This is a genomic window from Haloprofundus halophilus (assembly GCF_003439925.1).
Classification (GTDB): Archaea; Halobacteriota; Halobacteria; order Halobacteriales; family Haloferacaceae; genus Haloprofundus; species Haloprofundus halophilus.
Genome location: NZ_QQRR01000002.1, coordinates 288831 through 301405, shown reverse-complemented (window position 1 = coordinate 301405; position 12575 = coordinate 288831). Strand labels below are relative to the sequence as shown.

13 protein-coding genes are annotated in these 12575 nt (G+C 61.9%); 4 read left to right on the top strand and 9 right to left on the bottom strand.

Features of this window, described 5'->3' with window-relative positions; all coding sequences use genetic code 11:
- Window positions 1–80: 80 nt before the first annotated feature.
- The gene (locus DV709_RS11065) at window positions 81–689 is read right to left on the bottom strand and encodes a hypothetical protein (RefSeq protein ID WP_117594498.1); all 609 of its coding nucleotides are present in this window, start codon (window positions 687–689) and stop codon (window positions 81–83) included.
- A gap of 301 nt (window positions 690–990) precedes the next feature.
- On the opposite strand from DV709_RS11065, the gene aglF reads away from it, so the two are divergent.
- The 3 genes from aglF to DV709_RS11050 all read left to right on the top strand — a co-directional run bounded on the left by aglF (window position 991) and on the right by DV709_RS11050 (window position 5838).
- Complete coding sequence (gene aglF / locus DV709_RS11060) at window positions 991–1719, top strand: UTP--glucose-1-phosphate uridylyltransferase AglF (RefSeq protein WP_117594497.1); 729 nt, start codon at window positions 991–993, stop codon at window positions 1717–1719.
- 62 nt (window positions 1720–1781) lie between these two features.
- Complete coding sequence (locus DV709_RS11055; RefSeq protein WP_117594496.1) at window positions 1782–4796, top strand: LamG-like jellyroll fold domain-containing protein; 3015 nt, start codon at window positions 1782–1784, stop codon at window positions 4794–4796.
- A 55-nt stretch (window positions 4797–4851) separates the two neighbouring features.
- A complete protein-coding gene (locus DV709_RS11050) occupies window positions 4852–5838 on the top strand; it encodes a GDP-mannose 4,6-dehydratase (protein WP_117594495.1) in 987 nt (328 codons plus the stop codon).
- Window positions 5839–6021: 183 nt separating this feature from the next.
- Here the strand turns inward: DV709_RS11050 and DV709_RS18205 are convergent, their stop codons facing one another.
- From DV709_RS18205 to rfbB, 5 genes are all read right to left on the bottom strand, one after another.
- Complete coding sequence (locus tag DV709_RS18205; RefSeq protein ID WP_232819731.1) at window positions 6022–6279, bottom strand: hypothetical protein; 258 nt, start codon at window positions 6277–6279, stop codon at window positions 6022–6024.
- 204 nt (window positions 6280–6483) lie between these two features.
- Window positions 6484–7005 (bottom strand): DUF7342 family protein, encoded by a 522-nt coding sequence (locus DV709_RS11040; RefSeq protein WP_117594494.1) that lies wholly within the window; start codon window positions 7003–7005, stop codon window positions 6484–6486.
- 173 nt (window positions 7006–7178) lie between these two features.
- Window positions 7179–7676 (bottom strand): hypothetical protein, encoded by a 498-nt coding sequence (locus DV709_RS11035; protein ID WP_117594493.1) that lies wholly within the window; start codon window positions 7674–7676, stop codon window positions 7179–7181.
- A gap of 13 nt (window positions 7677–7689) precedes the next feature.
- Window positions 7690–8802: a DUF4330 family protein gene (locus DV709_RS11030; RefSeq protein WP_117594492.1), complete on the bottom strand. Its 1113-nt coding sequence runs from the start codon at window positions 8800–8802 to the stop codon at window positions 7690–7692.
- Between the two features lie 106 nt (window positions 8803–8908).
- Entirely contained in the window at window positions 8909–9829 is a 921-nt protein-coding gene (rfbB, locus tag DV709_RS11025; protein ID WP_117594491.1) for a dTDP-glucose 4,6-dehydratase, read from the bottom strand.
- 57 nt (window positions 9830–9886) lie between these two features.
- On the opposite strand from rfbB, the gene rfbD reads away from it, so the two are divergent.
- The gene (rfbD, locus tag DV709_RS11020) at window positions 9887–10765 is read left to right on the top strand and encodes a dTDP-4-dehydrorhamnose reductase (protein WP_117594490.1); all 879 of its coding nucleotides are present in this window, start codon (window positions 9887–9889) and stop codon (window positions 10763–10765) included.
- A 15-nt stretch (window positions 10766–10780) separates the two neighbouring features.
- On the opposite strand, the gene DV709_RS11015 is transcribed toward rfbD, so the two are convergent.
- Genes DV709_RS11015 through DV709_RS11005 form a run of 3 tightly spaced genes read right to left on the bottom strand, consistent with a single transcriptional unit; the run spans window position 10781 to window position 12503 of the window.
- On the bottom strand, window positions 10781–10963 hold the full coding sequence (locus DV709_RS11015) for a hypothetical protein (RefSeq protein WP_117594489.1): 183 nt from the start codon (window positions 10961–10963) through the stop codon (window positions 10781–10783).
- Between the two features lies 1 nt (window position 10964).
- Window positions 10965–12038, bottom strand: a complete 1074-nt coding sequence (locus DV709_RS11010) for a glucose-1-phosphate thymidylyltransferase (protein WP_117594488.1) — start codon at window positions 12036–12038, stop codon at window positions 10965–10967.
- A complete protein-coding gene (locus DV709_RS11005) occupies window positions 12039–12503 on the bottom strand; it encodes a dTDP-4-dehydrorhamnose 3,5-epimerase family protein (protein ID WP_117594487.1) in 465 nt (154 codons plus the stop codon).
- Window positions 12504–12575 lie beyond the last annotated feature (72 nt).

The following is a 12575-nucleotide window of genomic DNA, read 5'->3' as shown; positions in this document are numbered from 1 at the left end:
ATTCCGAGAGAGCGAGTTCACCGCGTCGGATCTCCGGAGTCGATGCCGTCGACGGATGGCGAGCGCGTCGCGTCGGGCGCTTACCGAGCGTCGCGAGTTCGTCTCAGTTGTTGGCGGCCGAAGACGACCCACGCGAATCCGAAGAACACCATCGGTCCCGCCCACGGGTCGGCCGTCTCGCCCATCACGTACGTCGTGAAGCCGTACGCGAGCGGGAGACCGACCGGCAGCGCGGCGACGAAGAGCCAGCTTTCGAGTTTCGGCCGGACGTCGGCACGGAGCCTCGCAACGCCGAACCCGAAGGCACCGACGACCGTGACGAGGAATCCCAGGACGAACCCGAGGAAGGCGATGCCCGGGCCGTAGATGGCTATCGGCAACGCGACGGCGGTCACGACGGTTCCGAGTGCGACCATCGCGAAGGTCAGCTTCGCAACTCTCCCGAACCAGTCGCGTTCGTGCAGGTAGAACGCCGGGAGTCCGACCATAATCAGCAGGAACCCGACAGCGCCGAGCGGGTCTGCGTAGACGAACTCCGCCTCGTTCAACACGGTGAACAGTGCGAGACCGACCCCCACGACGAGCAGCCCGCCGAGAATCGCAGCGAGCGCGCTGAGCTGCCAGAACCGACCGTCTGTCGACGTCGTCTTCCCGTACTGTCCGACCTCTTCCGTCTCGTATGTAACCATGCTTCCACCGATTCGGGGGTGGTACGTGCGTACCGCGTTCGAATCAGATAGATTACGCGTTCTCAGAGCTTAACGAGTGACCTTGATTTCGAGAACCCATTTGCGGTGAGTCGACCATGAAACTCGATTCGGTCAGCTGTCTAACCCGCTCGCCACGTCCGGGTCGTCGAATCCGTTCACTTTCGCCGGTCGTCGCCAACTGCTCATAACAATTCAGCCGGTGTGACGAATTTCATATAGAGATAGAGAACACTCACCGTCAGTGTAAAGACACATATTGGATGCGTTCGCGGAGGGTGGTATGCAAGCAGTCGTGCTCGCGGCGGGAAAGGGAACTCGCCTGCGGCCGCTCACCGACGAGAAACCGAAGGGTCTAGTCGAAGTCGATGGGAAGCCGATTCTGACGCACTGTTTTGAGAAACTGGCGCGACTCGGCGCTGACGAGTTCATCGTCGTCGTCGGCTACAAGAAAGAGAAGGTCATCAGCCACTACGGCGACGAGGTGCAGGGCGTTCCCATCACCTACGCTCACCAGCGCGAGCAAAACGGGTTGGCGCACGCGCTGCTCACGGTTGAAGAGCACATCGACGACGACTTCGTGTTGATGCTCGGCGACAACGTCTTCGAGGCGAATCTCGGCGACATCGTTCGGAGACAGCGCGAAGAGCGCGCCGACGCGGCGTTCCTCGTTGAGGAGGTACCGTGGGAGGAAGCGAGTCGCTACGGCGTCTGCGACACCAACGACTACGGCGAGATAATCGAAGTCGTCGAGAAACCCGACGAACCGCCGTCGAACCTCGTGATGACCGGCTTCTACACGTTCTCGCCGGCCATCTTCCACGCCTGCCATCTGGTCCAGCCGTCGGACCGCGACGAGTACGAGATTACCGACGCCATCAACCTGCTACTGCAGAGCGGGCGCACCATCGACGCGATTCGTTTGGATGGTTGGCGCGTCGACGTCGGCTATCCCGAGGATAGAGAGGAAGCAGAACGGCGGTTGCAGGAAGGAGTCGTCGAGACGGTGTAGTTGGAAGCCGTCGTCACCGCCCTTCGGAGGATTTTAACCGTTCTTTCACCGTGTAGCCAGCAATGACTGAAACGCGCGAGGCGACGAACGCCCTCCTCGCGGAGCGGCCGAACGCCGAGTCGGCGCTTCGCTCCATCCTCGCCGCCGACGAACGCGGCACGTGGACGTTCGACGACGTAGACGTCGACTCGGGACTGTTCGGCGAGATCGTCGCCGCGGAGATCGTCGAGAAGCGAGACGGTGGCTACCGGGTCAGCGACCCCACAGCGGTTCGTGCGGCGCTCGACGGTGACGAGGGGGCGACGGAGACGGCGTCTTCACGGTCGATTTCGACGCCGTCGATGCCTTCGCTCTCGAACGTGCGCGTCGACCGGACCGCTGCGCTCGCGCTCGCGGGGGCGCTCGCCTTTCTCGCGCTGCTTCGACTCATCTCGATTTCGGCGGTGTTCCGCGAGGGGGCTATCGTCCTCTCGGCGAACGACCCGTACTTCTACCGGTACATCGTCGAGACGGTGGCCGCGGAGACGAGCGGGCCGTTCGACTTCGGCGCGTTGGCGTCGTTGCCCCAGCGCGTGACCGCTGGTGAGCCACTGTTGGTCGTTACGCTCTGGTTCTGGACCGAGTTGCTCGGCGGCGATGCGAGTGCTTCGGGCGTCGTTCTCGCCGTGTATCCCGTCGTCTTCGCGGTGCTGACCGGCGCGCTGGTGTATCTGACGACGCTTCGGCTGACCGACGACAGACGAGTCGGACTTGCCGCGGTGTTGGCGCTGGCGCTGGTGCCTGCGCACGCCTACCGGACGAGTCTCGGATTCGCCGACCACCACGCGTTCGACTACTTCTGGCTGGCGCTGACCGCGGCAGCGCTGGTGTCGTTGGCCGTGCGGTCGAGTCGCGGCCGTGATGCGGGGATGGCGTTTTGGAGTGCGATGTTCGGCGTCGCCGTCGCCGGACAGACGCTCGCGTGGGAGGCCGGGCCGTTGCTGATTCTGCCGCTTGGGTTGATTGTCGTCGGCTGGGCGACCACGGCGGTTCGAGCGGGGGTGTCGCCGGTTCGTGAGCTGAGCGGTGTGGTCGGCGGGTTGGCGCTCGCCGCCGTGCTGACCGCCGGTGCACACTTCGCACTGGGGTGGCACGGAGAGACCGTCGCGTTCGCGCCCGCGGGGTTGTTCGTCGGCGCTGTCGCTGTGGTGGGCGTCGCCGAACTGGCACTGCGCCAGGAGTGGTCCGCACAGAGGCTCCTCGGCGGAGAGGTCGTCGCGGGCGTCGTCGTTTTCGGAGTGTTGCCATTTGTGGTGCCGCAGTTGGGAGCCGAACTGCAGAGCGGGATTCAGTTCCTCTTCGAGACGGAGGGAATCGTCGAGACGCAGTCGCTCGTCAGTGCCGACCAGGGTTCGCTCGTCGGGCCGCTGTTGTCGTTCGGGCTGTTGGTTCTCCTGGGACTGCCGTACGCCGGGTGGGCGGTGCTGCGGGCCGCTCGGGAGTACGAACCAGAGTGGCTTGCAATGGCGACGTACGCGTGGTACTTCCTCGCGCTGGCGCTGATTCAGCTACGCTTTGCCGGCGAGCTGTCGGTGTTCGTCGCGATCTTTGCTGGCTTGGGATTCATCCATCTGGCGGCGAAGATCGACGCGGTTCGGATGCCGAAGCCGTTCGCCGAGGTGGAGTCAGGGCGGCACGGGCGTGAAAAGGCGAACGAAACGGTGAGGTTAGAGCGTCCGGAGCGTCGCGAGGCGATGTCGCTTCTGGGACTCGGGCTGTTTGCCGGGAGCTTCAGTTTCGTCCAGATTCCGGTGAAGACGGGGCAGTTGCTTGTTTCTGATGGATTGTACGACGCAGCGATGTGGATGCGTGAGTATTCGGAAGAGCAAGGGTGGGAGTATCCCGAGAATTACGTGTTCAGCGAGTGGAGCTGGAATCGGGCGTACAACTATCTGGTGAATGGGAACTCGGATTCGTACGGCTTCGCGTTTAGTAATTATCGCGAGTTCCTCGGATCGAGCGATGGCGAGGAGTGGTACGAGCGGTTGCGAGATCGAGTGGGGTTCGTCGTGACCGAGGACGGAGTTAGTGTCGCTGGCAGTGGCGACGGTGATGGCGGCGGCGCGACGCTGCAGTCGCGGTTGCACGGTCGGTACGGAGGCGGCGATGGGTCAGTGCCCGGTATCGGCCACTACAAGGCCCTGTATTCGAGTGCCGATGGTTCGAAGAAGGTGTTCGGTCTCGTTCCCGGTGCGATACTCGTCGGACGTGGCGACGGAGACAGTCAGACCGTGACGACGGAGGTGGACGTCGGAAGTGAGTCGGTCACGTACGAGCGGTCGGTACAGCCGACGGAGAACGGGTGGTGTGCGGTTCGAGTGCCGCATGCTGGTGAGTATTCACTGGCTGGGGAGCGGTACCAGGTTTCGGAGGAAGTGGTGCAGTCTGGTGGATTCTCGTCGGAGAAGGGTCCGCGTGCGGTGTGGTCGTTCGAAGAAGGACGTGGGCAGTACGTGTTCGATTCGGAGGGTGGCCATCACGGGTACGCTGACGGTGTATCGTGGACCGAGGGTGTCGACGGGTACGCGCTGGAGTTCGACGGCAGTGGGTCGGTGACGATTCCGAATGCAGAGGCGTTGAATGGTGAAAATGGGCTTACTGTGTCAGTGTGGGTTCGGACGGATGAGGAAGTTGACTATCGAGAGAAGTTGGAGTTCCCGCGACTTGTTGCGAACGCAAACAATAGCGCGTACAATGACACTGAGGGTTACCAACTAGCGCTTGGACGAGGAAAGGTCGTTGCGGCGCTCGGTAATGGATCGGACGTCACTACAGTTGCGGGACCGACTATTGACGACGCCAAATGGCATCATATCGTGGTTGTCTGGAATGGGGAAGAAGTACGATTGCACGTTGACGCCGACATTGTCCAGCAGAGAGAGTTCACAGGGCAAGTTACACCGCCGAACCGAGTCGCAATCGGATCCTCATCGAACGGCGTTCGACAGTTCAAGGGCCGTCTTGATCAGGCTGAGATTCAGCAGCGAGCGATCACGTCGGAAGTGGTTACTCAAATGTACGAACGCTTCACGAGCTAATCCATTCGTTTGTGTCTCGGAGTCCTTATAGCAATTGAGGTATTCGCCCCGAGCGATGCGAATACTCGTCACTGGTGGCGCTGGGTTTATCGGTGGCCATTTGGCGGAAGCCTTTGTCGAGGACGGCCACAACGTCACTACTCTCGACAACTTCGAGCCGTTTTACGATCTCGGGATTAAGCGGCAAACGGTCGAGCGGTGCCGAACGGCCGTCGCCGATTGCGAGGGAACCTACGAATTGGTCGAGGGTGACGTACGCGATGCCGAACTCGTCTCGGATCTCGTCGCCGACGCCGAGGTCGTCGTCCACCAGGCGGCGCAAGCCGGGGTCCGGACCAGCGTCGACGAACCGCGTAAGGTGACCGACATCAATCTCGGGGGATTGGTAAACGTGCTGGAGTCGGCTGCGCAAAGCGAAACACGCCGCGTCATCCTGGCGAGTTCGTCGTCGGTCTACGGGAAACCGCAGTCGCTTCCCTACACCGAAGAACATCCGACAGAACCGGTGAGCCCCTATGGAGTATCGAAGCTGGCGGGCGAGCACTACGCTCGCGTCTACGACGAGCTACACGATTTGCCGACAGTGTGTCTCCGCTATTTCACGGTCTACGGACCGCGGATGCGGCCGAACATGGCCATCTCTAACTTCGTCTCCCGCTGCTACAACGGGGAGCCACCGGTTATCTACGGCGACGGAACCCAGACGCGAGACTTCACCTACGTCGAAGATATCGTGGACGCGAATCGGTTGCTCTTGACGACCGACGCCGCGGACGGTGACGTGTTGAACGTCGGTAGCAGTGACAATATCTCGATTCGGGAGTTGGCGGAGACCGTTCGAAATCGACTCGCACCCGAACTGGACATCGTCTACGAGGACGCTCGCCAGGCCGACGCGGAGCACACTCATGCGTCCGTCGAGAAGGCGCGAGAGTTACTCGGCTACGCACCGTCGCGGTCGATCGAGGAGGGTGTCGAGGAGTTCATCGAGTGGTACGACGCGAATCGAGAGTGGTACGAGCCGCTCGTGCAGTCGTCGTAACTGTCCAGTCTCGGCCAGTCGGTCGCTGGTGGTCGGTCGGTGTAGGGGTCAGACGCGCTCGGGTGTCTCGGGCTGCGGAAGCACGTCGTCGAGAGAAATGGTCGCAGACTTTTCGTTCAACGGCTGACGCTCGGTTGTCGAAAGAGAGTCAGTGAACCCCGGCAACAACAGGCGATCGCTCTCTCAGCGATCCACGGTAGAGACGACATCTTCGAGGAGGGACAGCGTCTCCCAGATGACCCGCGACGGAACGAACGTCGAGAAGAGATGGGGTTCGTAGACGTACTCCGCCGTCGAATCGGTCCGCTCTTGGTAGTGACCCCACCCCTCGACATGGGGGTTCGGCTCGTGGTGCCACCCGAAGTCGACTCCTCTCTCGTCGCTGTAGTGGATGGAGAACTCGGGAGGGTCGTCGGACGTTTCGCCGGCGAACCAACGCACGGTGAGCGTGGCAGAGTCGATGTCGACGCCGAACAGAGCCGGATCGAGCCGAGCTTCGACCCGAGCGTGCGAGTCCGGAGGGAAGCCCTGAGCGTGCGCGACGGCCGGATGGCGTTCGAGTTCACGTCTAATCTCACGGAGCGCTCGGTGAGACGCCGCTGCGGGATTGTACGTCGGATCTGTTGGGCCTCCCTCGTCCATGAACTACGCGGAGGCCGTCCCGCGACGGCTGTACGTCGCGTAATTGTTGATCGCCTCCTCGACGATATCGAGTCGGTATTCGGTGAGTGCCCAGTCGTTGGCCGTCCGACGAACAGTCGCTGTCTCCTCGGCGGTTTCGGTGTCGGCGGCCAGCGTGCGGAGTTCTTCGGGTGAGGCGACACCGTATTCGTCGCGCCACGTTTCGATATGGGTCTGGAGAGACTCCTTCAGAGCGATCAGACCCTCGTGGTCGTACTCGTCGAGGAGTTCGCGAAGCGTCTGATGTCGGGTGTGGAGGGGGTCGGGAGCGTACGTGGTGCCGCCGTCACGATCGAACGCGAGGAGGACGTTCATCTCGACGAGCCGTCGCAGGTGTCCGCGAGCAGTGTTCTCCGAAACCGCGGCTTCGTCGGCGATCCACGACGCCGGTCGGGGTTCCGAGACCGTCTGTGCGACGGACCGGACTCTGTCGAAGGCGCTCGTGTGCTCCTTCCAGGCGTCGACGCCGGGGTCGGAGTGAGACATGTCCTCCTGTAGCGGCCTAGTCGCAATAAATCTACCTCTGGGTAAAATTACTGAGGCTGGTGGGTCACGGCTGAGTTCGGTTTGGAGGTCGGATTTCGAACGATAGTACCACCTCGGTCGGGTCGGTTCCGTGACGCAGTTCGCGAACGGTTCGCGTACGTTTCGTGTTCACTCTACTCTCGTTGCGATGTGTGCTCCGATGAGCGCGTTATATCGGACTGGCTCGTCTCTACATCGTTCTCATTAGCCGTCTGCGTTCGTGGTACTCGCTCTCGGGGGTGTTTTGGTGGTTCCAAAGCCGCGACGACCAGTTTGCCGAGACGCGTCTCGGCGACGCGCTCACCCCCGGTAACGAGACGACTACTCACCGCGACTGCAAGCCTGCCGACGGCGGAGTACTCGAACGCGCGCCGGATAGGAGGGGCGAGTCGGTCGAGCAATCGAACGAACGGCCCGACGGTGTACGTCTCCCGAAGGTCGATGACGATTACCTCTGGATCGGGTTCGGCGGTGAGCCAGCGGTAGAGATAGGAGTTCATCACGAGGGGTCGAGCGCGGTCGGCGATTACACCGAGTCGGTCCGCCGCGCTTCGGGCGGCGCGGACGATGCGGGATCCCGACAGCGCCGTGCCGAACGAGGAGTTCGACTCGGATTCGGTAGATTCGGTCATCTCAGTCACCTCGTCACTCGACCTGGACGACAGTCACGCGGACGGTTACGGTCCCGAGGTCGAGGACGGTCTCCTCGCCCTGCCGGAGGCGCTCACCCTTGAACGTGATACCGGTAGAACTCTCTTGGACCGCTAGTCGGGCAGTCATCGAGACGTCCTTCTCGACTGGGTGTTCACGTTGGTAGATCTGGCCGTCTTCGCCGGTAACGACGACCGCCGCCGGCTCGACGTTGACGCGTGTCAGTTCGGCGACGGTCTCCCCGCGCACGCGCTCCGTCATACCCGCGTCGAGGCTGTCGGCAAGGGCCGGATCCACGTTTTCCATCTCGAGCCGGACGGTCCGAGTAGCGGACTCGCCGCGCTGTTCGGTTGCCCCTACGCGAGCGACGGTGCCGTCGAAGTCGTACGCGTCGGTTTCGAACGAGAGGGGAGCGTTCTCGTGTAGACGCGTCCCGCCTACGTGCAGGTCGTCGCTCAACCGCAGCGCGCGGTAGGTAACGCCGACGTAGACGCGCTTGCGCTCGGGATCGTCGGTACCGTAGGCGGCGACGGATTCGACGGTGCCGACGGTCCGGCCGTCGACTTCGTACTCGTCGCCGGGTTCGATGGCTTCGGCGGTGTCGGTCGCGACGGTCGCGCGCAGGAGGACCGGAGTGTCCACGATCGGGAGCTCGGGGTTCTCCTCGCCGACGGCGGTAATCGTGCCGGTCGTCTGGTAGTCGTCCGTCACGATAGAGAGTCCGCGGCCGACACGCGGGAGGTCGCCGTCGTAGGTGATGCTGCCGTCGTCGGTAGGTTCGCCCACGAGTCCGACGCGGACGAAGACGCGTTGCTGGTCGGTGGAGTTGCTTTCGATGGCGTAGACGTCGGTTATCGAGAGTTCGTCGGTCTCGGAGAGCGCGGTGGTGTCACCCTCGGAGAGCAGCTCGGCTACGTAGCTTGGCTGTGTGCCGAGGTCAAGGGTGGCGTACCGGGTCTCGGTGTTGGGTTCGGAGGCTTGTTCGGGCTCGTCTGCGAGGACGAAGGCGCTGCCGGCGGCGACGACTGCGATGACGAGGAGGATTGCGAGGGCGTCGACGACGTTGAGGAGGCCGAAGAGGTCGCCTTCGTCGTCGATTAGTTGCACGGAGAATCACCCGATTGGAACATTGGCAGTATGGATTTACGCCTCTGGGTAAAGCGTTCCGTCTTCGGATTCCGCATCCACACATAAGCACAGGAGGCGGCCGAGGCTACTCGGAATAAAACTCTACGGCTCGTTCGAGCCCCTCTGTGAACGACACCTCCGGACGCCAGCCGAGGCTTCGGACCTTCGAAGAATCGAGCGCATACCGTCGGTCGTGACCGGGCCGGTCCTCCACGAATTCGATGAGCTCGTCGTCTGCGTCGACCGCGTCGACGACAGCACGGGCGACATCTAGATTCGTCCGCTCGTCGCCGCTCCCGATGTTGTATATTTCTCCGAGAGTGCCCCTTTGGCGAACGAGATCGACGGCGCGGCAGTTATCAGTTACGTAGGTCCACTCGCGGACGTTCGAGCCGTCGCCGTAGATTGGAAGTGCTTCGCCGCGCGTCGCTCGCCGAATCAGTTTCGGAATCAGTTTCTCCGGATGCTGTCTCGGACCGAAGTTGTTCGATGAACGCGTGATGACCACTGGGACGTCGTGTGTCTCGTAGTACGACAGCGCTAGGTGGTCAGCGCTCGCCTTCGTCGCCGCGTAGGGATTTCGCGGGTCGAGGCGGTCGTGTTCATCGAAGGTACCATCGGCGATCTCGCCGTACACCTCGTCGGTCGAAATCTGAACGAATCGGTCGACTCCGTGCTCTTGTGCCGCTTCGAGAAGTGTTTGCGTGCCGGCGACATTAGTGTCGACGAACTGTCTCGCACCTTCGATCGAGCGGTCGACGTGTGACTCAGCCGCGAAATTCACTACGATATCGGCGTCTGCGACGAGGTCGTCGACCAGTTTGCGGTCGGTGATGTCGCCCTCGACGAACGTATGGCGGCTCTCGTCCACACCGTCGAGATTTCTCCTGTTGCCCGCATACGTGAGTGCGTCGAGCGTCGTCACGTCAGCATCAGTTTCGTCGAGGACGTGACGGACATAATTCGAGCCGATAAAGCCCGCAGCGCCGGTTACGAGAAGTTGCATAGCGGATGCATTCAACCGGTGGGGATTTAGTTTACGCTCGGCGTCGGTCAGCGTACAGTGACCGTATTAGTGCTGGGCGCTGGCGGCTTGCTCGGAAGTAGTGTCACCGCCGAGGCAATGGATAGAGGACGAGCAGTCGTCGCCGCGTTCCACAGCCAAGCACCGGAGTTCGAGACGGAACTGGTTCAGTACGATGTAACAGACACCGAGGACTTCATCGGTCTGCTGGTAGAGTACGAACCTGATGTCGTCGTCAACTGCGCGGCGATGACCGACGTCGACGGATGCGAAGCGCGTCCCGAGCGCGCCCGCGAGGTCAACGGCCGTGCGCCCGGCCGACTCGCCGAGTGCGCTGCCGATCACGACGTGGACTTCGTTCACGTTTCGACCGACTACGTCTTCAACGGACGGGCGTCGCAGTCGTACGAGGAAGCGTCGGGCACGAACCCGATTCAGGCGTATGGACGGTCAAAGCGTCTCGGCGAACAGCGAGTGCAAGAGAGTCACTCCGAGGCGCTCGTCGTGCGTCTCTCGTTCGTCTACGGCCAACGTGGGGACTCCGGAAGGCTGGAAGGCTTTCCCAGTTGGGTCCGCGAGCAACTGGATGCGGGCGATTCACTTCCCCTGTTTGCCGATCAGCACGTGACTCCGAGCCGTGCTGGACACGTCGCCGAAACCATCTTCGATCTACTCAGCCTCGACGCATCCGGCGTCGTCCATGTTGCGTCCAGTTCCTGTGTCAGCCCGTACGAAATCGGACTGACAATGGCAGATATAGTCGGCGAGTCGACGGAGAAGATATCGAAAAGTGCATTGGCCGATGTCGAGCGAGACGCCGAGCGTCCTCGACACACCTGCCTAGATGTCAAGAAAGTCGAGTCGCTCCTCGACCGTCCTCAACCGACCCTCGAAGAAGATCTCCGAGCGATTCTTTAGTCCAATCGCTACTCTCTATTCCATCTGATACCGGTCGTGATTCGCCTCGTAGTGCCTCTGGACGTCTGCCGAGAGGTCCGTGAAGCGGTGGACTCGCCCGCAGCCGAGTCCGGGACACTTCAGCGTGCGTTCTGATTCGAGTACGTTCGCCGCGATGATCGTCCCGCAGTCGGGACACGAGGTGGTTTCGATACGCATGTTAGAGTTTGAGCTGTGAGTTCTCGCCGACAACGAGTCGCCGGCCTTCGGGAAGCAGGTCGTCGGCGCTTTCGACCATCGCGCCGCGACCGATGAGGCTATCCACGATGCGGCCGTTCGCCGTCAGCCGACTCTCGCCGACGACGACGCTATTCTCGACGTGCGTGCTGTCGACGATACAGTTCGGGCCGATGGAGGTGTACGGGCCGACGTAGGTGTTGGAGCGAATCACCGTGTCCGCCGCTATGCTCACCGGGCCTCGTACGGTCGCGCCCTCGCGAATCGTCGCTGTCTCGTGGAGATCGACGTGACCGATCACGTTCGCGCCGTCCGCAATCGTCCCTGCAGTCGCCCCAGGTTGTCCTTCGAGTACCAGTCGATTCGCGTCGAGGATGTCCTCCGGTTTGCCGGTGTCCTTCCACCACCCCTCGACTACGTGCGAATCGATCGACTCCCCGTCGTCGAGTAGCGCCTGGATCGCGTCGGTGATCTCCAGTTCCCCCCGCCAGGAGGGTTCTAAGTCGGCGATGGCGTCGAAGATCTTCGGCGAGAAGACGTAGATGCCGATGAGTGCGAGGTTGCTCGGCGGGTCGTCGGGTTTCTCGACGAGTTGGCGGACGGCTCCCGATTCGTCCACGTCGGCGATGCCGAACTGTCCGGGGTTGTCGACGTGCTGGAGAGCGATGCCGGCCGCAGCGTCGTTCGACTCGTAACGCGCGACGAGCTCGCCGATGCCTTGCTTGAGGATGTTGTCGCCGAGGTACATCACGAAGTCGTCGTCGCCGACGAACTCGCGGGCGCAGCCTGCAGCGTGGGCTAGTCCGAGCGGTTCGCCCTGCACGATGTAGGTGACGTCGACGCCGAATTCGCTCCCGTCGCCGAGGAACGCCTGAATCTCGTCACGACCCTTCTCTCCGAGGACAACGCCGATTTCAGTGATTCCTGCGTCTCGGAGGTCCTCGATTCCGTACTGGAGTACCGGCTTGTTGGCTACCGGAACTAGCTGTTTCGGGCCAGTGTGAGTGATGGGTCGGAGGCGGGAGCCCGTTCCGCCGGCGAGTACGATTCCTTTCATCTATTCGTGAGGGTCGGAATCCCAGTCGAGCGGGATTCGGTCGGTGTCGTGCGGGAGTCGTTCCTCGTCGGGGTCGTCGTAGTCGTAGCGGTTGGTCGGGAAGTTTACGAGCATCGCTTGCTCGTTTCCGACGACTTTGAAGCCGTGCCAGCAGTCGCCCGGAATCCTGACGACTTGCTGGTTGTGCTCACCGATGACGAACGTGTTCAGTTCACCCTGAGTGGGGGAGTCCTCCCGGTCGTCGTAGATGCCGACTTTGATTCTGCCTTGGGGGCAGACGAAGTGGTCGATCTGTCCGCGGGTGTGACGGTGCCACGCTCGGATGACGCCTGGATAGGAGAGGGAGTAGTAGGACATCGCCGGTTCGGGGTCGTAAATCTCCCAGTCGTCGCGGAAGATTTCGACGAGGTGGCCGCGCTCGTCCGCGTTTACTTGGAGGTCGCGTAGTTCGACGCCGTGAATCATACTTCGACACTCTCAACGAAGAACTACTGATTTTCGATGTTTATCTAAGCATTCATAAGAGGCGAAAGAGAG

Coding starts and splice junctions, on each gene's coding strand:
- DV709_RS11005 (WP_117594487.1), bottom strand. CDS start 12,503: ATGATTCACGGCGTCGAACTACGCGACCTCCAAGTAAACGCGGACGAG.
- DV709_RS11040 (WP_117594494.1), bottom strand. CDS start 7,005: ATGTCTCACTCCGACCCCGGCGTCGACGCCTGGAAGGAGCACACGAGC.
- aglF (WP_117594497.1), top strand. CDS start 991: ATGCAAGCAGTCGTGCTCGCGGCGGGAAAGGGAACTCGCCTGCGGCCG.
- rfbB (WP_117594491.1), bottom strand. CDS start 9,829: ATGCAACTTCTCGTAACCGGCGCTGCGGGCTTTATCGGCTCGAATTAT.
- DV709_RS11050 (WP_117594495.1), top strand. CDS start 4,852: ATGCGAATACTCGTCACTGGTGGCGCTGGGTTTATCGGTGGCCATTTG.
- DV709_RS11015 (WP_117594489.1), bottom strand. CDS start 10,963: ATGCGTATCGAAACCACCTCGTGTCCCGACTGCGGGACGATCATCGCG.
- DV709_RS11010 (WP_117594488.1), bottom strand. CDS start 12,038: ATGAAAGGAATCGTACTCGCCGGCGGAACGGGCTCCCGCCTCCGACCC.
- DV709_RS11035 (WP_117594493.1), bottom strand. CDS start 7,676: ATGACCGAATCTACCGAATCCGAGTCGAACTCCTCGTTCGGCACGGCG.
- DV709_RS11065 (WP_117594498.1), bottom strand. CDS start 689: ATGGTTACATACGAGACGGAAGAGGTCGGACAGTACGGGAAGACGACG.
- DV709_RS11055 (WP_117594496.1), top strand. CDS start 1,782: ATGACTGAAACGCGCGAGGCGACGAACGCCCTCCTCGCGGAGCGGCCG.